This window comes from Streptomyces sp. NBC_00631, assembly GCF_045206895.1.
Lineage (GTDB): Bacteria > Actinomycetota > Actinomycetes > Streptomycetales > Streptomycetaceae > Streptomyces.
On sequence record NZ_CP107734.1, the window covers coordinates 6130880 to 6154227 of the forward strand.

Here is a 23348-nt window from a genome sequence, read left to right on the forward strand (position 1 = left end):
ACTGTGAGGCAGGGCACTTTCCGCGTGGGGTGCCGTTCGCTGGGCAGGTTCCGGTCGCGAGCGACGAGGCCAGGTCAGTCTCACCATGCGGGAGCAGGCCGGTGGAATTCGGACGCTCGTTAGACTGAGCCGACACAAACGAACCGAGCGAGGAGCGCACGTGGGCCTTGTCGTGCAGAAGTACGGAGGCTCCTCCGTTGCCGATGCCGAGGGCATCAAGCGCGTCGCCAAGCGAATCGTGGAAGCGAAGAAGAACGGCAACCAGGTGGTTGTCGTCGTTTCCGCGATGGGCGACACGACGGACGAGCTGATCGATCTCGCCGAGCAGGTATCCCCGATGCCTGCCGGGCGTGAGTTCGACATGCTACTGACCGCCGGAGAGCGTATCTCCATGGCACTGCTGGCCATGGCGATCAAAAACCTGGGTCACGAGGCCCAGTCGTTCACCGGCAGCCAGGCAGGCGTCATCACCGACTCGGTCCACAACAAAGCCCGGATCATCGACGTCACGCCGGGACGGATCAGGACGGCGCTGGACGAGGGCAACATCGCCATCGTCGCCGGCTTCCAGGGCGTGAGCCAGGACAAGAAGGACATCACCACGCTGGGGCGCGGTGGGTCCGACACGACGGCCGTGGCGCTGGCCGCCGCGCTGGACGCCGAGGTCTGCGAGATCTACACCGACGTCGACGGCGTGTTCACCGCCGACCCGCGCGTGGTGAAGAAGGCGCGGAAGATCGACTGGATCTCGTTCGAGGACATGCTGGAGCTCGCCGCCTCCGGTTCCAAGGTGCTGCTCCACCGCTGTGTGGAGTACGCCCGCCGCTACAACATCCCGATCCACGTCCGGTCCAGCTTCAGCGGACTGCAGGGCACGTGGGTCAGCAGCAAGCCGATTGGGGACAAGAAGGTGGAGCAGGCCATCATCTCCGGTGTCGCGCACGACACCTCCGAGGCCAAGGTCACGGTCGTCGGGGTCCCCGACAAGCCGGGCGAGGCCGCCGCCATCTTCCGGGCCATCGCCGATGCCGAGATCAACATCGACATGGTCGTGCAGAACGTGTCCGCCGCCGCCACCGGGCTGACGGACATCTCCTTCACGCTCCCGAAGACCGAGGGCCGCAAGGCCATCGACGCGCTGGAGCGCAACCGGTCGGGCATCGGCTTCGACTCGCTGCGCTACGACGACCAGATCGGCAAGATCTCGCTGGTCGGCGCCGGCATGAAGACCAACCCGGGGGTCACCGCGTCCTTCTTCGAGGCGCTCAGCGACGCCGGGGTCAACATCGAGCTGATCTCGACCTCCGAGATCCGCATCTCGGTCGTCACCCGCGCCGACGACGTGCCGGAGGCCGTGCGGGCCGTGCACACCGCCTTCGGGCTGGACTCCGACAGCGACGAGGCCGTGGTCTACGGAGGCACCGGCCGATGACTGCCAAGCCGGCGCTCGCGGTCGTGGGAGCGACCGGGGCCGTCGGCACGGTCATGCTCCAGATCCTGTCCCAGCGGGCGGACGTCTGGGGCGAGATCCGCCTGATCGCCACGCCGCGCTCGGCCGGTCGCAAGCTGACCGTGCGCGGGGTCGAGGTCGAGGTCGTCGCGCTCTCGGAGGAGGCCTTCGACGGGATCGACGTCGCGATGTTCGACGTGCCCGACGAGGTGTCCGCGCGCTGGGCGCCGATCGCCGCCGCCAAGGGCGTCGTCGTGGTCGACAACTCCGGGGCCTTCCGGATGGACTCCGAGGTGCCGCTGGTCGTCCCCGAGGTCAATCCGCACTGCGCCCGCAACCGGCCGCGCGGGATCATCGCCAACCCCAACTGCACCACCCTGTCGATGATCGTCGCCCTGGGCGCGCTGCACGCCGAGTTCGGGCTGCGCGAGCTGGTGGTGTCGTCGTACCAGGCGGTGAGCGGGGCCGGGCGGGCCGGCGTGGAGACGCTCCGGGCCCAGCTGTCGATGGTCGCGGGTACGGAGCTGGGCACCAAGCCCGGTGACGTACGCCGGGCGGTCGGGGAGAACACCGGGCCGTTCCCGGAGCCGGTCGCGCTCAACGTCGTGCCGTGGGCCGGGTCGCTGCGGGAGGACGGCTGGTCGTCGGAGGAGATGAAGGTGCGGGACGAGTCCCGCAAGATCCTCGGGCTGCCGAAGCTGCCGGTCGCGGTGACGTGTGTGCGGGTCCCGGTGGTCACCACGCACTCCCTGACCGTGCACGCCCGTTTCCAGGCCGAGGTCACGGTCGACAGGGCCCGGGAGATCCTGGACACGGCCCCGGGCGTCGTCCTCTGCGACAACCCGGCCGCCGGTGAGTTCCCGACCCCCGCCGACGTGGTGGGCACCGACCCGACCTGGGTCGGGCGGGTGCGGCGGGCGCTCGACGACCCGACCGCGCTGGAACTCTTCGTGTGCGGGGACAACCTTCGCAAAGGGGCCGCGCTGAACACCGCGCAGATCGCCGAGCTGGTGGCCGCGGAACTGACCGGCCGTTCAGGTATGGCGGATTTTGCGTGAAGGGCCGGTGACCACGGCAGATGTCCCGGAAACGGCCTGAATGGGAGCGCGCCCACAGGTAGGATCAACGTAAGAAATGTGGCCGGGAGCATGGTCCAAACCTCTTGAACCCCGGCCCCTCGGCGTTCGAAGATTTTCCTCCCCGTCCTCCGCAACCATGCGGGCGGCGGGGAGCGTCTTTGCGGTCGCCCTCTTACCGGGCGCTTACGTGGCCGGGCCTTCGGGTCGGGGGACGCATGATCCTGGCGTGGGGACGCCGTGATCGGGGCGTGGGGACGCCCGTTCATATGGGACATAAGGGAAGAGCGGGACGCATGGCGGCAATTGAGGCACCGTCCGGCAGGATCGGCGTGCGCGCGTCCGGCATGCCCGACGTAAAAGTGATGCCCGGCACGTACAACCCCGGCGGGGGCAGACGTGTCCAACTTGCGTGGCAGAGGTACTCGAACTCAGTGCGCCCCGCGGCGCGACGGCCCTGCGGCCGCCCCGCGCGGGCCTGCGCCCCCGCGTGCCCGGCGTGCCCGGCGGCATGCCGGTGATCGCCCCCATGCCCGCAGCGCGGCCCACCCGCATACCCAGCCAGCGCGACGGCGCCGAGGAGACGACGACGGCCGCGGCCGGTACCACCGTCGACCACCTCACCGAGACCTACCGGGCGCACTACCGCTCGCTCCTCGGCCTCGCCGCGCTCCTCCTCGACGACACCGCCTCCTGCGAGGACGTCGTCCAGGAGGCGTTCATCCGCGTCCATTCCGCCCGCAAACGCGTCCGGGACCCGGAGAAGACCCTGGCCTACCTGCGCCAGACGGTCGTCAACCTCTCCCGCTCCGCGCTGCGCCGTCGCATCCTCGGCCTCAAGCTCCTCTCCAAGCCGATGCCGGACGCGGCCAGCGCCGAGGAGGGCGCCTACGACCAGCTGGAGCGGCGCGACCTGATCAAGGCGATGAAGGGACTGCAGCGCCGCCAGCGCGAGGTCCTCGTCCTGCGCTACTTCGCCGACATGACCGAGGCCCAGGTCGCCGAGACGCTCGGCATCTCGCTGGGCTCGGTGAAGGCGTACGGTTCGCGCGGTATCGCGGCCCTGCGGGTGGCGATGGAGTCGCAGGCATGACGGACAGCCCCGAGGGAGGCGACTCGCATGATCGCCACGAGCCCTACGCCTGGCACGAGCCGACACGTGATCACGAGCCCGGTTCAGGGCCCGGCTCGGGGGAGCCGACGCGGTCCGGTTCGGGGGAGCCGGCGCGGTCCGGTTCGGGGGAGCCGGCGCCACGACAGCACGAGCAAGAGCACACGCAATCGCACGCTGGGAACGGAACTGTGAACCACGGCCCCGACGAAAAGGGCCCCGAAGGCCTGGGACCGGGCCCTGAAGGGCTCCGGAGCGGGCTCGGCGGCGGCTTCGGATCCGATGCCGACGGCCCCGACACCCTGGACGGGCTCGACGCGGACGAGCTGGCCCTGCGCCGGCTGCTGCACTCCGCGGTCGACGACGTCGCACCGCGCGACGGTGCCCTCGACCACCTGCGCCGCGCGGTGCCCGCCCGCCGGGCCCGCAAGCGCCAGGCCGCCGTCGGCATGGCGGCCGCGGCCCTGTTCATCGGCACCGCGGTCCCCGCCCTCATACACGTCTCCAACTCCGGCGGCACCGACCCCAATACCTCCATGGCCGGCCAGGCCTCCCAGGCGCAGGGCGGCTCCACCGGCGGCAAGAACCCGGACGGCGGCGCCAGCACCGCGGGCGGCACCAGCGGCCGGACCACCGGCGAGAGCCCCGGCGGCGGCAAGGACGGCGGCAGGAGCGAGAGCACCGGAGCCGGCGGCGGCACCAAGGTCGTCCCCACCGCCAGCGCCGCCAGCAGCGCCCCGGTCTGCACCTCCGCCCAGCTCGGCACCCCGACGTCCACCGTCGACGCCCCCGACTCGACGGGTGTCGTCTACGGCACCTTCCGCGTCGTCAACGTCTCGACGACGAGCTGCACCGTCGGCGGCCCCGGCAGCGTGGGCCTCCTCGCGCAGGGCGCGGCCGACTCCACCAAGATCAACGCCCTCCGGCACGCCTCCGGTGACGCGGCGGCCGGGCTGCCCGACCCGACCACCGAACTCACCGGCCTGGTCCTGGCGCCTGGCGCGGCCTACGAGGAGAAGTTCGGCTTCGTCCCCTCGGAGACCTGCCCGACCAGCGGCTCCAGCACCGGTGGTACCACCGACACCGGCGGCACCGGCGGTACCACGGCCTCCCCGAGCCCCTCCGAGGGCGCCAGCAGCAGCGCCGGTACGACCACGTCCGGGTCGGACGGGACCACCACCCAGCTGCTCACCGAGGACGGCACGGCCGACGGCAGCATCGCGGTCTCGTACACCCCGCAGGCGGGGTCCCCGACCGGCTCGGCGACGGTGACGAACGCGTGCGCCGGCACGGTCTACTGGACCGGAGTCCTGCCGGCGGTGTGACGGGCGGGGTCCGTGCGACCTGCGGAGTCCGTCATACGGCGGTCGGCTGCTGGGCTTCCTCGTCCGGGACCAGGCCGAGCGCCGCGTCCCGGGCGAACTCCACCTCGCGGCGGAGCAGCCGGAACCACATGAACACCACGAAGCCCGCGAACACGAACCACTCGCCGGTGTAGCCGAGGTTCTGGAACGCCTTCAGGTCGAGCCCCGAGTTGTCCGGCGCGGTCGCCGGCACGGCCGTCATCCCCGAGTCGGCCTTGTCCAGGGTGATCCAGGCGTCGTACACCGGGTACGGCACCAGGTTCACCAGCGAGGCCGCGCTGATCGCCGCCGTCTGCCCCGACGGCAGCCCGCCCTGGTTGCTGACGCCGTCGTCCCCCGGTGTCTCGGAGGCCTGCAGCGCGCCGGTGACGGTGACCTCGCCGGTGGGCGGGGCGGGCGCCTCGGCGGCATCCGCCTTGCCGGGCAGCCAGCCGCGGACGACGGGCAGGGCCTTGCCGGAGCCGGTGCGCAGCAGCGTCAGGACGTAGAAGCCGTTCTTCCCGTCGAGCTGACGGTCGGGCACGAGCAGCTGCTTGCCGTACCGCCCGCTGACGGTGGCCCGCTTGCCCGACGTCGCCTGGTTCACGGGGAGCAGACCGGCCAGCGGCCGGGCCGCCTCCGTCTTCGCCGTCTCGACCTGCTCGTCCGCGCTGCGATGCGCCTCGACACGCGCCTCGAAGCGGCTCAGCTGCCACGACCCCATGAAGATGCAGAACGGGATGGCGAGCAGCACGAAGACGTTGATGCCCCACCAGCGGGGTGTCAGCAGAAAGCGGTACACGCCGTCCACGGTACGGGGCGGTTCATGACGGTTTACGGGCGGGGTGGGCGCACACGACGGCCTTCGGCCGCCGCGCCAGGCCGTGGGACGGCCTGTCGGGGGGTGGTCGGCGAGGCCGCCGAGCGGCTGTCGGCCCGGACGTCTACCTGGTGGTTCGCAAAGTTATCCACAGGCTGCGGGTACTCCTCGACGCATTGTGGGTGGGGACGGGCACTATGGGGCCATGACTGCGGCCATGAGTGAGAGCGACATGCCGGACTGGGAGAAGCGCTTCCGCGCCCCTCGGGTCTCCCTGCCGGACTGGGCGGAGGACGCCCCCGACCGTTCCCTGTTCGTCTCGAACGCGACGGGGACGTACGAGCTGTACGCCTGGGACCGCGCGAGCGGTGAGCAGCGCCAGGCGACGAACCGGCCGAACGGCACGACGGACGGGCTGCTCTCCCCGGACGGCGCGTGGATCTGGTGGTTCGACGACAAGGACGGCGACGAGTTCGGCGTCTGGCGCCGCCAGCCCTTCGGCGGTGGCGCGGACGAGGAGGCGACGCCGGGCCTGGAGCCGTCGTACCCCTCCGGTCTGGCGCTCGGCCGGGACGGCCGTACGGCCGTCGTGGGCCGCTCCACGGACGACGAGGGTACGACGATCTACCTGGTCAGAACGGGGCAGGAGCCGCTGGAGATCTACCGGCACGCCGAGTCGGCGGGCGTCGGCGACCTCTCCCACGACGGCTCGCTGATCGCGATCGAGCACACCGAGCACGGCGACGCGATGCACTCGGCGCTGCGCGTGCTCCGCCCGGACGGCACGACGGTCGCCGAGCTCGACGACACCGACGGCGGCACCGAGGAACTGGGCCTGGAGGTGCTGGGCTTCGCCCCGGTGGACGGCGACCCGCGCCTGCTCATCGGCCATCAGCGGCGCGGCCGCTGGGAGCCCCTGGTCTGGGACGTCGTCTCCGGCGAGCAGACCGACCTGACCCTCGACCTGCCGGGCGACGTGAGCGCGGAGTGGTATCCGGACGGCGGCGCGCTGCTCATCGCGCACAGCCACAAGGCCCGCAGCGACCTGTTCCGCTACGACCTGGCCACGCGTGAGCTGGAGCGCATCCCGACCCCGCCGGGCTCCGTGTCCGGGGCCACCGCCCGCCCCGACGGCACCGTCGAGTACCTCTGGTCGTCGGCCGCCGAGCCGCCGGTGGTCCGCTCGACGACCGGCGAGGTGGTCCTGGACCCGCCCGGCATGACGTGCCCGCCGTCGGTCCCGGTCTCGGACGCCTGGGTGGAGGGCCCCGGCGGCCTGATCCACGCCCTGATCCAGAAGCCGGCCGGGGCCGTCGGGCCCCTCCCCACCGTCTTCGACCTGCACGGCGGCCCGACCTGGCACGACAGCGACAGCTTCGCGGCCGGCCCCGCGGCCTGGGTCGACCACGGGTACGCGGTGGTCCGCATCAACTACCGCGGCTCCACGGGTTACGGCCGGGCCTGGACGGACGCGCTGAAGCACCGGGTGGGCCTGATCGAGCTGGAGGACGTCGCGGCGGTCCGGGACTGGGCGATCGAGTCCGGGCTCGCCGACCCCGACCGCCTCGTCCTGACCGGCGGCTCCTGGGGCGGCTACCTCACGCTCCTCGGCCTGGGCACCCAGCCCGGGTCCTGGACGGTGGGCATCGCCGTCGTGCCCGTCGCCGACTACGTCACGGCGTACCACGACGAGATGGAGTCACTGAAGGCGATGGACCGCACGCTGCTGGGCGGCACCCCGGAAGAGGTCCCCGACCGCTTCGCCGCGTCCTCCCCCCTCACCTACGTGGACGACGTCAAGGCCCCGGTCTACATCTCGGCCGGCCTCAACGACCCCCGCTGCCCCATCCGCCAGATCGACAACTACGTCAACCGTCTGGCAGCCCGCTCGGCCCCCCACGAGGTCTACCGATACGACGCGGGCCACGGCTCCCTGGTGGTCGACGAGCGCATCAAGCAACTCCGCCTGGAAATGGAGTTCGCGGAACGCCACCTGACGCCTACGGCGGTGACGCCGACAGACTGAACCCTTTCCCACCCACCCACCCGACTCGGTTCGCAAGAAGGCGAGGCCGCACCCGAGCTGGGCCACGCCCGGAGGCGCACCGCCCCGCCGAGCCCACCGCGCTCAAGCGCCCCGTAAGGGGCGCGAGCAACCACCACGGCGCGGCACCGAACCACGGCGTGGTGCGCCCCGTGAGGGGCGCGAGCAACCACCACGGCGCGGCACTGAACCACGGCGCGGTGCGCCCCGTGAGGGGCGCGGGGAACTGCGCGAGCAACCACGACGGCGCGTTACCAAACCACGGCGCGGTGCGCCCCGTAAGGGGCGCGGGGAACTGCGCGAGCAACCACGACGGCGCGTTACCGAACCACGGGGCGGTGCGCCCCGTGAGGGGCGCGGGGCTGTAGCCGATGTGCGGCTCCGCCGCGTGGGCGCGATCAGCCACAGCGCACCCGCGCGCACCCACACCACCGCGGCCCACCCACCCCCACCTCTCAGCCGAGCGAGTCGGGTGAGTGGGTGGGCGGGACCCGGCCCGACAGCTCCGCCAGCCCCCGGCGAGTGGCGGCCACCACCACCCGATCCCCACCCCGCAACACGTACTCCCCAGCGGCAACCCCCTGCCGGCCCTCGATCGCCAGCACCCGCCACGCCCCCGCCCGGAACGCCCCCTGCACCGTCCGCCCCTCCAACTGGGGATGCCCGCCCACCTCCACCACCGCCACCAGCAGCACCTTCCGCTCCACCGGAATGGCCCCGAGGATCTGCCGCCCCAGCATCGCCCCCGCGAAGGACGGCGCCGCCAGATAGGACACGCTCCGGCTCCGGGTCACCGCATGCGGATGCGCCGCCCGCAGCGTCCGGTACACGGCGGTCGCGAAGTCGTCGTCGTACAGCCGCAGCACCGCCGTCAGATCGGGCCGCACGGACCGCGCGTACAGCACGGCCTCCAGATTCGTGGTGTCGGCGCTGGTCACCGCGAGCAGCGCCTGCGCCCGATGGATCTTGGCGGACTCCAGGACACCCTCCTGGGTCACGTCCCCGAACACCACCGGCACCCGCAGCCGCCGTGCCACCGCCAGCCCGCGCGCCTCGGGATCCGACTCGACGCACACCACGGGCACATGCAGTTCCCGCAGCCGCGTCAGCACCCGAGTACCGATCTTCCCCAGCCCGAGGAGCACCACATGCCCACTGAGCCCCCGAGGCGGCTTGCGCAGCGCGGAGGCGGTCCGGAAGGTCCCGAGCGCCTCCAGCACCGCCGCCAGCAGCACCGGCAGCAGCAGCAACCCGACCAGCCCCGACAGCAGCTGCAGGATCTGCCGGCCCAGCGGGGCCCCGATCGCGGGATTGTCGATGGCGAACAGGTCGAGGAGCGTGTAGTAGAAGGCCCGTACCGGATGGATGCCCGTCACCACCGACAACGCGACCGCGAGCGCGACCACACAGGCCACGCTCCCGGCCAGCGACCACCTGAGCCGCCGCGAGAACAGCGAGGCGAGCGGCGGTACCACCCCGACCCCGCGCCCGGCCGGCTCCGCCGCCCCCGCGGACGACGACACCTGCTCCAGCACCATCACGCCACGCTCCGGCGCGGCCCCCACCTGCTCCGCGTCCGGCAGCAGCCGCGGCCCCCGCTCCCGGCCGCCGTCGGCCGGCTCGGGCCCGGTGCCGTTCGGCGAGAGCAGCGCCAGCGGGAACAGCCCCCGCTCGGCGGCGTCCTGCCGGGCATCGGTGCCCGGCGGCAGTTCCACCGCGCGCAGCACCAGGCCCTCCGTGTGGATGACCTTGCCCCGCCCGGCGAGCGCGGTGGCGGCGAGCGCGGGCGCGGCGGTGTCGGCGTCGGACAGCACGGTCGTGGAGGCGTCCCCCACCGCACCGGCGTCGCCGCCCGTGTCCCCGATCGCCAACGCGGCCGCCTGGTCGAGGAGTTCCTCGATGTGCTGTCCCAACCTGCGGTTGTACAACCGCAGCACGAGCCGCAGCCGCGGATTCAGCCGGCGGGCGGTGAGGGCGGCCCGGATGTTGGTCTCGTCGTCGTCGTACACGAGCGCGAGCGCGGCGGCCCGCTCCACACCCGCCTCGGCGAGCACCGCCTCAGTGGCCTCCACGGCCTCCAGCACCCGCTCCCCGCGCGACCCGTCGCCCGCACCGGAGCCGGAGCCGGAGCCCGAACCGGCGACCGAACCGCCCGCACCAGAACCACCGTTGCCGCCCCCGCCGCCACCGTTCCCGCCGCCCGCCCGGCCCACGGCCGCGCTGACCACCCGGTCGAACAGCGCGGCCGAGGCGGCCCGGGCGCGTCCGACGACCGGCGGCCGCGCGATGCGCACGTTCGGCGGTACCACGAGGGTGACCTCTTCGCGGTAGACCGTGCGCAACTCGGCCGCCAGCCGGTGCGCCAGTCCGTCGTCCCCGCACACCACCATGGGCGCCGGGGCCCCACCACCCTGATACGGAACGCTCGCCACGAGGGAAAGACTGCCTCAACCGGACGCATGGTTCCAGCAACGAATTGACTGCTCGCTTCCCTGAAAGGGAGGATTCCTGGCTCAGGCCGCCTCCTGGAGCATCGCTCCAGGAGGTCTTGTGCCCTCGGCACCAGCCGGGTTCAGACCAGCCCGGACGAGCATCACGCGGGCGGAGTTCTTGTCCCCGGGAGTGTGCGCCTTCGCACGCGACCTGCCGAAGTCCCGGATGATCTGCTGCTGCGGCACCGAACTGCCCGCGCGCAGCCACGGCGTACGCCCACGGGCCCCGGTCAGCATCCGGTCGAGCTGCGCCGGACCGCACGACACCTCGTCCTCGGGGTGCGCCGTGTTGTGCGCGTGCACGGCCCTGGACTTGGCCACGCACTCGTTCCACACCCACCGGCAGCGGTCCCACTCGGCGAGCAGCGCCGAGTGGGCGGTCGACGACACACACAGCCGGTACGTGTACCGGGCATGCCCTCCGTCACCACCCACACACCCTTCAACGTCTCGCCCGCCCGGCCTCCCTGACAAGACCGTACGTGCGATACACGCACCATTCCCGCAAGAATCAGGTGAACGGCAGCCCCTGACCGACCGTAGGGAAGGTGAGGGAGCATAATCCCGGATCTGACCGAAGTGCCGGAGGTATCCGACCCGTGGCCATCACCGAGAAAGCCGCCCCGCCCGGCGCCGTGCCCGAGGACGGGACCCCCGGCGGCGACGGTACCCCCGACCCGCCCGACCAGGAAGGCGGGTGGCACTTCAGCTCACCACTGGCCCTGACCCTGCTTCTCCTCCTGGTCGTGGTGTTCCAGGGCCCGGTGCGCGGAGCACTGTCGAAGCCGGTGATGCAGAGCTGGATGACGGTGTTCGTGGCGGTGGTCGTCCAGGCGCTCCCGTTCCTCGTCCTCGGCGTGCTCCTGTCCGCCGCGATCGCGGTCTTCGTCCCGCCCTCCTTCTTCGCCCGCGCCCTGCCCGGTCACCCCGCCCTGGCGGTACCGGTCGCGGGGCTGGCCGGGGTGATCCTGCCCGGCTGCGAGTGCGCGTCGGTCCCGGTGGCCGGCGCCCTGGTCCGGCGGGGCGTCACCCCGGCCGCGGCGATCGCCTTCCTGCTCGCCGCGCCCGCGATCAACCCGATCGTGCTGACGGCGACGGCGGTGGCGTTCCCGCGCGACCCCGAGATGGTGGTGGGCCGGTTCGCCGGCAGTCTGCTGGTGGCGTGCGCGATGGGCTGGCTGTGGCAGCGGCTCGGCCGTACCGACTGGCTGCGCCTGCCGGCGCACGCGCACCACGAGGGCGAGACCAGGGGCGAGGCGTTCTGGTCCTCGGTCCGGCACGACACCATGCAGGCGGGCGGCTTCCTGGTGCTCGGCGCGATGGCGGCGGCGACGCTGAAGGCGGTGGCCCCGGCGGAGTGGCTGCGCACGGCGGCCGCCAACCCGGTGGTCGCGATCTTCGCCCTGTCGATCCTGGCCGTGCTCCTGTCCATCTGCTCGGAGGCGGACGCGTTCGTGGCGGCTTCCCTGACCCAGTTCTCGCTCACCGCGAAGCTGGCCTTCCTGATCGTGGGCCCGATGATCGACCTCAAGCTCTTCGCGATGCAGGCGGGCACCTTCGGCCGCGGCTTCGCCCTGCGCTTCGCCCCGGCCACCTTCGTGGCGGCGATCGCGGGCGCGGTCCTGACCGGGGCGGTGCTGCTGTGAACCGGCAGGCGCAGGCCGCCGTGATGTTCCTGGTGGGCGCGGCCCTGCTGCACGCGGGCGCCACCAATCTCTACCTGCGCTACGTCAAGGCGGGCCTTCAGCCGCTGGTGCTGGCCGCGGGCGCCGTCCTGATCGCCTCGGCGCTGGCGACGGCGTGGTACGAGTGGAAGCGCGCCCGCAGCCGGAAGGCCGCGCAGGAAGCCGTTCCGGCAGCCGCGCCCGAGGCGCATGTCCACCCGGAGCCCCGCATCTCCTGGCTGCTGGTCTTCCCCATCCTCGCCCTGATCCTCATCGCACCGCCCGCGCTCGGCTCCTACAGCGCGGTGCGCACCGGCACGGCCCTGCAACAGCCGTACGGCTACCTGAAGTTGCCCAAGTCCGACCCGATCCCGCTCAACCTGGTCGACTACGCGGGACGCGCGGTGTACGACCACGGGCGCTCGTTCGACGGCCACCGCGTCCGCATCGCCGGCTTCGTGGCCCTGGACGGCAAGGGCACCCCGTATCTGGTCCGCATGGCCCTCAACTGCTGCGCGGCGGACGCCCAGCCGGTGAAGGTGGCACTGACCGGCAAGATCCCCCCGGTCCTCCAGCCGGACGCCTGGCTCCAGGTGACGGGCACGTACACCGCCCGACTGACCCACGACCCGGTGAACAACGGCCCGATCCCCTACCTGAAGGTCACGGACGCCAAGCCGATCCCGGTGCCGGCCGATCCGTACGACGAGAGCTGGAACAACTGACGAGCCTGTCACGGGCTGTGGTCGCGTCCGGCCCGTGGGGCGAAGGTCCCGAGGGCGTCGGCGTGGGTCGCGCGTGCGTGCAGGAAGGTCGGGCAGGGGGCCGCCACCCGCATCGTCGCGGCCGTCGCCCCCCCCAGTTCGCTCGCCCCGGAGGCCACTACCTCGACGATGCACAAGAGGCCTACACCGTGCCGAACGACGCCGACCTCGCCCAGCACCCGCACGGTGTCAAGGAATGGGCGCTCGATCCCGCCATCGCCAAGCTCCTCTGGACGGTCTCGACCGACCTGCTCCGCGCCTGATCTCTCCAGGTCCCGCAGGTTCTCGCTGTTGCCGAGCTCGACAGGTCAGAGGCTTTGGTCAGCCGTCGGTCTCCGGCCCGACCTGTCCCTGCGGTGGGGCTGGACGCCACGCTGAAAGGGCCGCGTCCTGGTTTCCGTCTTTCGGGCCCGGCCATTTCGTGCCCGTGTGCTGTTCCCCGCCTGTGCTGTTCCCTCTGGATCACACCCGGCCGGCCGTGTCCTGGTCGGTCGCGTCGGCTTCGGCGGGTACGAGGGCGACGCGGTCCGTCGGCTCGGACCGGCCGGTGAGGCGGCGGGCCAGGGGTTCGGTGTAGCGGGCGGTGAGAGGGCCGAGGATGACGAGGATGAGGACGTAGGCGGTGGCCAGGGGGCCGAGCGAGGGTTCTATGCCCGCCGTGACCGCGAGGCCGGCTATGACGATCGAGAACTCGCCGCGGGCCACCAGGGTGCCGCCCGCCCGCCAGCGGCCCCGCACCGAGATCCCGGCGCGTTTCGCGGCCCAGTAGCCGGTGGCGATCTTCGTCAGCGTGGTGACGGCCGCCAGGGCGAGCGCGGGCAGCAGCACCGGCGGGATGCTCGACGGGTCGGTGTGCAGGCCGAAGAAGACGAAGAAGACGGCGGCGAACAGGTCGCGGAGCGGGGCGAGGAGGTGGTGGGTGCCCTCGGCCACCTCGCCGGACAGGGCTATGCCGACCAGGAACGCGCCCACCGCGGCGGAGACCTGCAGCTTCTGTGCGATGCCCGCGACCAGCAGGGTCAGGCCGAGGACCACCAGCAGCAGCTTCTCGGGGTCGTCGCTGGAGACGAAACGCGAGATGTGCCTGCCGTAGCGGACCGCGATCAGCAGGACCAGTCCGGCGACCCCGAGGGCGACCGCCAGCGTGAGGCTGCCCGCCGCGAGGCCGACGCCGGCCAGCAGCGCGGTGATGATCGGCAGGTAGACGGCCATGGAGAGGTCCTCCAGGACCAGGATGCTCAGTATCACCGGGGTCTCCCGGTTGCCGAGCCGCCCCAGGTCCCCGAGGACCTTGGCTATGACCCCGGAGGAGGAGATCCAGGTGACGCCGGCCAGCACCACGGCCGCCACCGGGCCCCAGCCCAGCAACAGGGCCATGGCGGCGCCGGGCAGCGCGTTCAGCGCGGCGTCCACCAGCCCGGCCGGGTACTGCGTCTTGAGGTTGGAGACGAGATCGCTGGCCGTGTACTCCAGGCCGAGCATGAGCAGCAGGAGGACGACGCCGATCTCGGCGCCGATCGCGACGAACTCCTCGCTCGTGCCGAGCGGGTAGAGCCCGCCCTTGCCGAAGGCGAGCCCGGCCAGCAGGTAGAGGGGGATGGGCGAGAAGCGGAGGCGCCCGGCCAGCCGGCCGAGCAGGCCGAGACCGAGGATGATCGCACCGAACTCGATCAGGAACACGGCGGAGTCGTGCACGGCGGCCTCACTCCCGCCCGAGTATCGCGGCGGCCGCGTCGACGCCCTCACGGGTGCCGATCACGATGAGCGTGTCACCGCCGGCCAGGCGGAAGCCGGGCGTGGGGGAGGGGACCGCCTCGGCGCGGCGCAGCACGGCGACGATGGACACGCCGGTCTCGGTCCGCATCCGCGTCTCGCCCAGCAGCCGGCCGTTCCAGTACGAGGTGGCGGAGAGCTCGATCCGCTCGGCCACCAGCCCGAGGTCGGTGGTGGACAGCAGGTTCGGGCTGTGGTGCGTCGGCATCAGCGCGTCGATGAGCGCCGCCGTCTCACCCGAGGACAGTCGCAGCGACAGGGCGCAGGCATCCGGATCGTCCTGGTGGTAGGCGCTCAGAATCCGTGAACCGTCCCGGTGCGCGACCACGGACACCCGGCCCTGCTCGCGCGTGGCGAGGTCGTAGCGGACCCCGATTCCCGGCAACGGCGTCCTGCTCAGGCGTGGAGCCCCCAAGGTTGTCTCCCCTGTCTCGTCGTCTCGTCCCGCTGGTTCTTTGCGTTTTCTTTAACAACACCCTAACGGGGCGGCGGGGGAAGGCGGAGCGACGGGCCGGGGAGGGCGGTCAGGACGGGTAGGGGACGTAACAGTCCAGGGCAGGGTGGTACAGCACGTGCCAGGTGCGGCCCTCGACCACGCCGCTCGCCGGCAGGCCGTGGCAGGTCTGGATCCACTCGATCTTCCGCTGCGTGACCGTGCCGTAGACCCCGTCGGGGGCGAGCTTGGGCGGCTGCCCGCCCCACACGTTGCTGAGGCACTGCACCTGCCTGACCGCCGCTCCGGTGTCCCCGTACGCGAGCGTCGGCCGGTAGCCCGACGCCACGTAGGAGCAGTTCCGGCCGGAGGCGGCCACCGCGGTGTGGGGCACCGCCGGGCCCAGGACGACGGCCGCGCCCAGTACCGCGGCCGAGGTGAGCAGTCGGTTCCGTCTCATGCCCGCTCCTTCAAGAGCGACTCGACTTCTGCCCATGGTCGCGCGCGAGCGGCAACGCCCGCGAGTCGAGCGCCGGCGCCGGCGGCCGTGACGGCGACGGCGACGGCGAGGAGCCCTCGGCCGCCCGCCGGTCGCGTACGGCGGTGAGCGTGCCGAGCAGCGCCATGCCCAGGCAGCCGAGCAGGATGACGGTGGACGACGCCTTCAGCATCGACAGTCCGGACCCGGTGAGCAGCACGACCAGGGCCCAGCGCACCGCGGAGCCCGCGACCCGGCTGGAGACGAGGGAGCCGAGCAGCACCCCGGGGATCGCGCCGATCAGGAGCGTGGCCGCGAGCCCCAGGTCGGCGTCGCCGACGAGCAGGTGGCCCAGGGCGGCGGCGGCCACCATGGGGATGGCCTGCACCAGGTCCGTACCGACGAGGTGGTTGGCCTTGAGCCGCGGGTGGGCGAGCATCAGCATCACGATGATCAGGGAGCCCGAGCCGACCGAGGTCATCCCGACGATCACCCCGCCCACCAGGCCGATGAGCAGCGTGGCCGCGGGCCGCACGGGAACACGGGCGTCCTCGCCGTCCTCGCCGCCCTCGCCGTCCGTGGCGGCGCGGCGGCGGTCGAGCCACATGCGGGCGAGCATGCCGACGACGGCCAGCATCAGCGCCGTACCGACGACGTACTTGACGCGTTGCTGCAGGTCGTCGCCGTCGCCCAGGGCGCGGAGCAGGAAGACACCGCCGAAGGCGGCGGGGACGGCGGTCGGCAGCAGCCAGCGGACGATGTCCCAGCGCACGGTGCCGGCCCGCTGGTGGACCAGCGCGCCGAACGGCTTCATGAAGACGGACGCGGCCAGGTCGCTGCCGATGGCCGCGGTGGGGTTCACCCCGAACACCATGACCATGATCGGTGTCATGAGCGCCCCGCCGCCCATGCCGGTGAGCCCTACGGCGAAACCGACCAGGGCTCCCGCGATGACGATCGGAACGGTGGAATCCATGGAGCGGGACCTTAGCCACCATTCCTATGGGAAATGTAGGGAAGGTGCTCGGTTTCAGCGCCCCGAGGCCGTCCCGCCCGGCTGAAACCGGGCTGAAGCCCGGTTGAATCCCCGTGGCCGCACGCTCTGCGGCATGACGACGAACACACACGGACCCGAACCCGAACTCGCGATCGCGGCCACCGGGCTGCGCAAGGCCTACGGGGACAAGACCGTCCTCGACGGCATCGACATCCGCGTCCCCGCCGGCACGATCTTCTCGCTCCTCGGGCCGAACGGCGCCGGCAAGACCACCGCGGTGAACATCCTGTCCACGCTCATCTGCGCCGACGGCGGCGCGGCCCGGATCGCCGGGCACGACCTCACCGCCGAGGCCCAGAAGGTACGGGCCGCGATCGGGGTCACCGGCCAGTTCTCCGCCGTGGACGGACTGATCACCGGCGAGGAGAACATGCTCCTCATGGCCGACCTGCACCACCTGTCCAAGCGGGACGGACGGCAGGTCACCGCCGACCTGCTGGAGCGGTTCGACCTCACCGAGGCCGCGAAGAGGCCCGCCTCCACCTACTCCGGCGGCATGAAGCGCCGGCTCGACATCGCCATGACCCTGGTCGGCAGCCCGCGGATCATCTTCCTCGACGAGCCGACCACCGGCCTCGACCCGCGCTCCCGCCACACCATGTGGCAGATCATCCGCGAACTCGTCTCCGGCGGCACCACCGTCTTCCTCACCACCCAGTACCTGGAGGAGGCCGACCAGCTCGCCGACCGCATCGCGGTGCTCGACGGCGGCCGGCTCGTCGCCGAGGGCAGCGCCGAGGAGCTCAAGCGGCTCGTCCCGGGTGGCCACGTCCGGCTGCGGTTCTCCGACCCGGGCTCGTACGAGCGGGCGGCGACCGCGCTGCGCGAGACCACCCGCGACGACGAGGCCCTCGCCCTGCAGATCCCCAGCGGCGGCACCCAGCGCGAGCTGCGCGCCATCCTCGACTGGCTCGACGCCGCCGGCATCGAGGCCGACGAACTCTCCGTGCACACCCCCGACCTGGACGACGTGTTCTTCGCCCTGACCGCCACCACGGCCACCACGGCCACCACCAGCACCACCGGCAACGAGAACGCCGCCGCCACCGACAAGAAGGAGACCGTCCGATGAGCACCGCCGGCTACGCGTTCCGCGACAACCTCACGATGCTGCGGCGCAACCTCCTGCACGCCCGCCGCTACCCCTCCCTCACCCTGAACCTCCTGCTCACCCCGGTCATCCTGCTGCTGCTGTTCGTGTACGTCTTCGGCAACGTGATGAGCGCCGGCATCACCGGCGGCCACGCCGACCGGTCCGAGTACGTCGCCTACCTCGTCCCCGGCATCCTCTTCCTGACCGTGGCCATGACCTCGCTCGGCACCGCGGTGGCCGTGTGCACCGACATGACCGAGGGCATCATGGCCCGGTTCCGCACGATGGCGATCTCCCGCGCCTCGGTGCTGATCGGCCACGTGATCGGCAGCGTGATCCAGACGATGATGGCCCTGGTCCTGGTCCTGGGCATCGGACTCGCCATCGGGTTCCGGCCCGACGCGTCGCCGGTGGAGTGGCTCGCGGCGGCCGGGCTGATGGCCCTGGTCAGCCTCGCGCTGACCTGGCTCGCCGTCGGCATCGGTCTGATCAGCCCCAACCCCGAGGGCGCCAGCAACATCGGGACGCCGCTGGTGATGCTGCCCTTCCTGTCCAGCGCGTTCGTGCCGGTGGACGCCATGCCGGGCTGGTTCCGCTGGTTCGCCGAGTACCAGCCGTTCTCGCCCTTCATCGAGACCCTGCGCGGGCTGCTGCTGGGCAGCGAGATCGGCACGAGGAACGCGGTGCTGGCCATCGGCTGGGGACTCGGGCTGACCGTGCTCGGCTACCTGTGGTCCAAGGCGCGGTTCAGCCGTGAGCCCCGGCAGTGAGCTCGTGCAGAGCCTGCCGGGCCGCCGCCCGCAACTGATCCCGCCCCAGGGCCGCGTACTCCGACCTCGCGTCGGCGTAGGCGGCCCCGTCCGCGTTCCCGGCCGCCTGCCGGGACCGGGCCGAGGAGAGGGTCGGCAGGTCCCGCATCACCGGCAGCACCTCCGCCAGCGCCAGCAGCCGTACCGCCGCCGTGTCGCCCCGGGCCAGCCCGGCGTACCCGAGCGCGAGCAGCACCGAGCCGTAGACCGGCAGTTCCAGCAGGTCCCCGGCGGCGGGACCGTCGCCGGACAGCATCCCGAGCAGCCGCTCCCGCAGGTGCCCGGACAGCCCGGCCACCGGCTCCAGCCGGCCGTGCTGCGCGTGCGCGGCGAGCGCGGCCGCCTGCACATGGAGGGACCAGGAGTCGAGGAAAGGGTCGTCCGGGGCCAGCGCGCCGGCCGCCCGGATCCCGGCCGCCGCCTGCCGCCAGAGACCGAGGCCGACCTCCGTCAACCCCCGGGCCAGCGCGATCTCGGCCCGGGCCTGCAGCAGTTCGGGGCTGAAGGCCTCGACGGACTCCGGCTGCCGGTCCGGGGCGGCGCGGCCCAGCCAGTACTCCGCCTCCGCGACCTCCCCGCGCTGCAGACAGGCGGACACCAGCCCGTAGCGCACCCCGATCGCGTCCGACCAGGCACCGGCCTCACCGAGCGTGTCCGCGGCCCGGAGATGGTCGTACGCCTCCGCGCCGCGCTCCGTCTTGAGGCACAGCTCGCCGATCCGCCCATGGCTGAGCAGCATCGTGATCGGATTGCCGAGCGGCGCCACCGCGGCGAGCATCCGCCGGGCGTAGCGCAGCGCGCGCTCCGTCTCGTACGCGGCTTCCCACAGGTAGCTGGCGACGCTCGCCGCGAGGCCCGCCAGCAGGGGCTCGCCCGCGTCGCACAGCTCCTCCAGGCGTGCGTACTCCGGCGGGCGCATGTCCGGGACCGCGCAGAGCACGGCGGCCAGGGCCCGCGGCACGGTGTCCGCAGGGGCGGGCGGCAGGCGGCGCAGCGTGACGAGCTGGCGTACGGCGTGCGGGCCGTAGCCCATGAAGAGGCCGGCCGCGCACACCGCCGCCGCGCTCCGGGCCGTCTCCACGTCCTCGGGGTGCCCGGGTCCCGGGCGGAAATGGGACAGCGGCCCGCCGGTCTCGGCGGCGAGGGTGACGAACCGGGCGTAGCTGTTGCCGACGGACCACAGGGAGGCCAGTACGGCGGTGACGGCGGCGGTGGCCGGCCCGTCGGCGCGGGCCAGGGCGTGCCGCAGCGCGAGGACGAGGTTGTCCTGCTCGGCACGGATGCGGTCGAAGGAGGCCGGCGCGTCGGTGCCGTACATCCCGGCGTGGTGGGCCCGACCGAAGTCCCGGGCCCAGGCGAGGAACCGGCCGGTCACGGCCTCGGTCTCACCCGCCTCCTCCCGTCGGGCGGCGCCGAACTCCCGCAGTGTCTCCAGCATGTGGAAGCGCACCCCGGCCGGGCTCTCCCCGACCTTGATCAGGGACTGACCGGCCAGCTGCTCCAGCAGATCCATCGCGTCCCCGGCACCGGCCCCGGTGTCGCCGAGCACGCACTCCGCCGCGTCCGCGTCGAAGCCCCCGGGGAACACCGACAGTGCGCGGAGCGCCGCCCTGCCCTCGGGCTCCAGCAGGTTCCAGCTCCACTCGACCACGGCCCGCAGCGTGCGATGCCGTTCGGGCGCGTCCCGGGCGCCGCCGCGCAGCAGCGCGAAACGGTCCCGCAGCCGGTGCGCGATGTCGGCCACGGAGAGCACCCGCACCCGGGCCGCGGCCAGCTCCACGGCCAGCGGCAGCCCGTCCAGGTGCCGGCAGATCTCGGCGACCCGGTCGGCCGGCAGGTCCGCACCGGGCCGGGCGGCCCGCGCCCGCTGCGCGAAGAGCTCGACGGAGGTCGCCAGGGACAGCTCAGGCAGCGCGTACACGGACTCCGAGGTCAGGCCGAGCGGGGCCCGGCTGGTGGCCAGCACCCGCAGCTCCTTGGACCGCGACACCAGCGCCTGTACGAGAGCGGACGCGCCCGCGATCACGTGCTCGCAGTTGTCAAGGACCAGCAGCGCGGGGCCGGGCCCCAGCGCGGCGACGATCGCGCTCACCGTGTCCTTGCCCCCGCCCGGGAGCTGGCGGCCCTCCCCGCCGCCGACGGCCGAGGCGACCTCGTCCGCCACGTCGTCGTCGGTGACACCGGCCAGGGTGACGTAGTGGACGAGGGGCTGTTCGACCGCCCGGCTCACCGCGTGCGAGAGACGGGTCTTGCCCAGGCCGCCGGGACCGACGACGGTGACCACCCGGGCGCCGCGCAGCAGCCCGGCCACGGCGGCGATGTCGGCGTCCCGCCCCAGCAGCGGGTTCGGTTCGTGCGGCACCCCGTGCCGGACCGGCGCCGCGTCCGCGCGCAGCAACTCCTGGTGGACGGCACGGAGTCCGGCCCCCGGATCACTTCCCAGCTCGTCCCGGAGCCGGCGCCGGTAGCCGTCGTACCGGGTGAGCGCCGCGGCCCGCCCGGCACCGGCGGCCTCGCAGCGCAGCAGCTCCGCCAGCACCTCCTCGTCCCGGGGCAGCTCCCGGTGCAGCTCGGCCAGCGGCGCGGTGGCCTCCGCCCGCCGTCCCAGCCGGGCGAGCGCGAGGGCGTGGGAGCGCACCAGCGCCCGGTACGCCCGCACCCGCTCGGTCCGCAGTGCCGCCACCGGGTCGTGCAGCTCCTCGTCCGCCCCGGCGGCCACGCTCCCGTCCCACAGCGCCAGCCCGGCCTCGGCCTCGGCCAGGGAGCCCTCGTGATCCCCCGCCCGCGCCCGCTCGGCACCGGCCGCCTCGTGCAGCAGCAGCGCGGAACTGTCGACGCGCGTCTCGTCCAGCCCCAGCCGGTATCCCGTCGGCGTGCTCAGGATCAGCTCGGCGCCCAGCTGCGACCTGAGCCGGGAGACCAGGACCTGCACCGCCTTGCCCGGCCGCTCCGGCAGCTCGTCCGGCCACAGCCCCTCCACCAGCCGCCCCGTACTGCAGCCGGTACGCAGGTCCCGCGCGAGCAGCGCCAGCAGCCCACGCAGCCGGGGCGCGGTGATCTCCCGTCCGCGGCAGGCGACTTGGGGTAGCAGGATCAGCTCGGGGGTCTCGGTCGTCACCCGTGCAGACTAAGGGGGTCCGGCAGCGCCCCAAAGAGGCGCGGGGCTGTATCGATGTGCGGCTACCGCCGCGCGGGCGCGACCAGCCACCATGGCGCCGCAGTCGACATACGGCGCATCGCGACCTGCTTTTCAAGGCCGGGTGGCTGCCCGGCCGAAGGTCCGTTCGAAGGACACGGAGGCCGCCTCCTCGCGCCACTGGACGGCGGCCTTCGGGCTGGCGTCGAGCAGGGCCCGGCACTCCGCGCCCGGCGGACGGCCGCTGCCGGGGAGCCGCCCGGCGCAGGCGGCGACCGGACGGTAGCCGTCGCGGGTGGGGTTGCCCCGCCACAGGCTCCGGCCGGGCAGGAAGGCGTACTGCAGGGAGGCGCGGGCCAGGTCCTTGAGCTCCGGGTAGGACAGGCCGTAGGTCCCGGCGGCGTACTGGTACTCGTGGCTGATGTCGGTGCGCGAGACACCGGGGTCGTCCGTGGCCAGGACGACCGGCACCCCGTACGACCGGTAGGTGTCGAAGGGGTGGGCGGCGCCGCGCACCCCGAGGATCTGCGCGTTGCTGGTGAAGGGCACCTCCACGGCGGTCTGCCGGGCGGCCATCGTCCGGGCCGTCCGCTGCCAGTCGTCCTCGTGGCGGAGGTCGACGCCGTGGCCGACGCGCTCGGCGCCGGCGATGCCGACGGCCTGCCGGACGTGGAACCGCAGGTCCTCCGGCGGGACCAGCCCCGGCCGCAACTCGCCGGCGTGCAGGGTGACATGGGCCCTCGGATAGACCGTGTGCAGGAACCTCACCATGCGCATCTGGAGGGTGTAGTCGGCCAGTGCGACGGGCCCGTCCTCGGGCTGGACGAGGCTGACGGCGAGGAAACGGGGGTCGCGTTCGGCGAGCCGCATACCGAGGGCCAGCTCGGTGAAGACGCGTTCGCGGGACTCGCCGCGGAAGGCCTGGTAGACGAAGCGCACGGTGAGCCGGCAGCCGGGGCGGGGGCGGTCGGTGCCGCAGCGGGCGGCGGCCCGGAACTCGGCGTCGGCGTCGTCCGTCGCCCTGCGCGCCGCGGCGACCACCTCGTCGAGCCGGCCGCCCTGGATCAGCCGGGCGTGCAGCGCGGCGAGGTCGGGGTCCCAGCCGACCTCGCCGGCGAGCCGCTCGGCGCGGTCGGAGGCCGGGTCGACCATGGTCTCCAGATAGGACTGGTGCTGTGCCGCGACCGAGTCGGCGACCTCCGCGAGCACCTTGCCCGGGTGCCGTGCGGCCACCAGCCCGAACTTCTCGAACGTGGCGAAGAAGTGGTCGTGGCCGCTCCGGTCGGGCGGGAAGTCCCGCATGGACCAGGCCCCCAGGATCGCCTCGCGGAAGCCGGGGTCGCTGCGGGCGTCGGCGGCCGGCCGGGTACCGGGACCGCAGGGCGGTACGACGGCGGTCAGCGTCGCGGTGTCGACACACAGCCCGTCCCCGGCGGCGAGCGCGATCAGGTACTCGGTCCTGACCGCACCGAAGAGGTGGTTGTGCAGGTCGCCGCCCTTGGGCAGCTGCAGAAAGAACCTGCGCAGCGCCCGGGGGGCGTCCGGGGCCGCCGTCCGCAGCGACGTCAGGTAGGCGTCGGTGCGGGCTTCGGCGTCCGTCGAGGGGCGAGGGAGCGCGCGGGGTCGCGGGAGGGCGGCCGCGGGCGGCGCGGCTGACAGACAGGTCAGCACGGTCAGCAGGCAGCAACAGAGCAGGGCCCGGGCGGCGGCCAGGGGGCGGGCGGGAGTGCGGGCGACGGGCGTGCGGCGGGGGGTGGCTGCGAGGGCGGGCGCGGTGCGGCGGGGGGTGGCTGCGTCGGCGGGCG

17 protein-coding genes and 2 pseudogenes are annotated in these 23348 nt (G+C 73.0%); 10 read left to right on the plus strand and 9 right to left on the minus strand.

The annotated features are described in order from the left end of the window. The first annotated feature begins 160 nt into the window (after positions 1 to 160). The 4 genes from OHB00_RS28200 to OHB00_RS28215 all read left to right on the plus strand — a co-directional run bounded on the left by OHB00_RS28200 (position 161) and on the right by OHB00_RS28215 (position 4962). Complete coding sequence (locus OHB00_RS28200; protein ID WP_406438722.1) at positions 161 to 1432, plus strand: aspartate kinase; 1272 nt, start codon at positions 161 to 163, stop codon at positions 1430 to 1432. After that, the gene (locus tag OHB00_RS28205) at positions 1429 to 2508 is read left to right on the plus strand and encodes an aspartate-semialdehyde dehydrogenase (protein ID WP_406438724.1); all 1080 of its coding nucleotides are present in this window, start codon (positions 1429 to 1431) and stop codon (positions 2506 to 2508) included. Before OHB00_RS28200 ends, OHB00_RS28205 begins: the two co-directional genes overlap by 4 nt. Before the next feature lie 430 nt (positions 2509 to 2938). Continuing rightward, the gene (locus OHB00_RS28210) at positions 2939 to 3619 is read left to right on the plus strand and encodes a SigE family RNA polymerase sigma factor (protein ID WP_406438726.1); all 681 of its coding nucleotides are present in this window, start codon (positions 2939 to 2941) and stop codon (positions 3617 to 3619) included. A gap of 209 nt (positions 3620 to 3828) precedes the next feature. After that, a complete protein-coding gene (locus OHB00_RS28215; protein ID WP_406438728.1) occupies positions 3829 to 4962 on the plus strand; it encodes a hypothetical protein in 1134 nt (377 codons plus the stop codon). Between the two features lie 31 nt (positions 4963 to 4993). On the opposite strand, the gene OHB00_RS28220 is transcribed toward OHB00_RS28215, so the two are convergent. Then, complete coding sequence (locus OHB00_RS28220; RefSeq protein ID WP_406438730.1) at positions 4994 to 5782, minus strand: SURF1 family protein; 789 nt, start codon at positions 5780 to 5782, stop codon at positions 4994 to 4996. A 235-nt stretch (positions 5783 to 6017) separates the two neighbouring features. On the opposite strand from OHB00_RS28220, the gene OHB00_RS28225 reads away from it, so the two are divergent. Then, the gene (locus OHB00_RS28225) at positions 6018 to 7826 is read left to right on the plus strand and encodes a S9 family peptidase (RefSeq protein WP_406438731.1); all 1809 of its coding nucleotides are present in this window, start codon (positions 6018 to 6020) and stop codon (positions 7824 to 7826) included. 473 nt (positions 7827 to 8299) lie between these two features. Here the strand turns inward: OHB00_RS28225 and OHB00_RS28230 are convergent, their stop codons facing one another. Together OHB00_RS28230 and OHB00_RS28235 are read right to left on the minus strand one after the other, a co-directional pair. Further along, entirely contained in the window at positions 8300 to 10234 is a 1935-nt protein-coding gene (locus OHB00_RS28230) for an NAD-binding protein (protein WP_406446009.1), read from the minus strand. A 237-nt stretch (positions 10235 to 10471) separates the two neighbouring features. Beyond that, positions 10472 to 10771: pseudogene (locus tag OHB00_RS28235) on the minus strand (RNA-guided endonuclease TnpB family protein); the annotation flags it as partial. 164 nt (positions 10772 to 10935) lie between these two features. Here OHB00_RS28235 and OHB00_RS28240 point away from each other — a divergent pair. The 3 genes and pseudogenes from OHB00_RS28240 to OHB00_RS28250 all read left to right on the plus strand — a co-directional run. Further along, on the plus strand, positions 10936 to 11982 hold the full coding sequence (locus OHB00_RS28240; RefSeq protein ID WP_406438733.1) for a permease: 1047 nt from the start codon (positions 10936 to 10938) through the stop codon (positions 11980 to 11982). Continuing rightward, complete coding sequence (locus OHB00_RS28245) at positions 11979 to 12725, plus strand: TIGR03943 family putative permease subunit (RefSeq protein WP_406438735.1); 747 nt, start codon at positions 11979 to 11981, stop codon at positions 12723 to 12725. The genes OHB00_RS28240 and OHB00_RS28245 overlap by 4 nt, the downstream gene beginning before the upstream one ends. Positions 12726 to 12806: 81 nt before the next feature. Further along, positions 12807 to 13027 (plus strand): annotated as a pseudogene (locus tag OHB00_RS28250) (oxidoreductase); the annotation flags it as partial. 199 nt (positions 13028 to 13226) lie between these two features. Here the strand turns inward: OHB00_RS28250 and OHB00_RS28255 are convergent. The 4 genes from OHB00_RS28255 to OHB00_RS28270 all read right to left on the minus strand — a co-directional run bounded on the left by OHB00_RS28255 (position 13227) and on the right by OHB00_RS28270 (position 16424). Further along, positions 13227 to 14459, minus strand: a complete 1233-nt coding sequence (locus OHB00_RS28255; RefSeq protein ID WP_406438737.1) for a cation:proton antiporter — start codon at positions 14457 to 14459, stop codon at positions 13227 to 13229. Positions 14460 to 14466: 7 nt separating this feature from the next. Further along, positions 14467 to 14952, minus strand: a complete 486-nt coding sequence (locus OHB00_RS28260) for a cation:proton antiporter regulatory subunit (RefSeq protein ID WP_406438739.1) — start codon at positions 14950 to 14952, stop codon at positions 14467 to 14469. 109 nt (positions 14953 to 15061) lie between these two features. Then, positions 15062 to 15430, minus strand: coding sequence for a peptidoglycan-binding protein (locus OHB00_RS28265; protein WP_406438741.1), 369 nt, complete (start codon positions 15428 to 15430; stop codon positions 15062 to 15064). A gap of 10 nt (positions 15431 to 15440) precedes the next feature. After that, positions 15441 to 16424, minus strand: coding sequence for a sulfite exporter TauE/SafE family protein (locus tag OHB00_RS28270; RefSeq protein WP_406438743.1), 984 nt, complete (start codon positions 16422 to 16424; stop codon positions 15441 to 15443). Between the two features lie 133 nt (positions 16425 to 16557). Here OHB00_RS28270 and OHB00_RS28275 point away from each other — a divergent pair, with 133 nt between their 5' ends. Both OHB00_RS28275 and OHB00_RS28280 read left to right on the plus strand, forming a co-directional pair. Continuing rightward, positions 16558 to 17577, plus strand: coding sequence for an ATP-binding cassette domain-containing protein (locus OHB00_RS28275; RefSeq protein WP_406438745.1), 1020 nt, complete (start codon positions 16558 to 16560; stop codon positions 17575 to 17577). Then, the gene (locus OHB00_RS28280; protein WP_406438747.1) at positions 17574 to 18368 is read left to right on the plus strand and encodes an ABC transporter permease; all 795 of its coding nucleotides are present in this window, start codon (positions 17574 to 17576) and stop codon (positions 18366 to 18368) included. Before OHB00_RS28275 ends, OHB00_RS28280 begins: the two co-directional genes overlap by 4 nt. Here the strand turns inward: OHB00_RS28280 and OHB00_RS28285 are convergent. Beyond that, entirely contained in the window at positions 18346 to 21525 is a 3180-nt protein-coding gene (locus OHB00_RS28285) for an ATP-binding protein (RefSeq protein WP_406438749.1), read from the minus strand. The two genes, OHB00_RS28280 and OHB00_RS28285, sit on opposite strands and share 23 nt — an antisense overlap. Positions 21526 to 21657: 132 nt before the next feature. Next, positions 21658 to 23256, minus strand: coding sequence for an adenosine deaminase (locus OHB00_RS28290; RefSeq protein ID WP_406446011.1), 1599 nt, complete (start codon positions 23254 to 23256; stop codon positions 21658 to 21660). Positions 23257 to 23348: the final 92 nt, after the last annotated feature.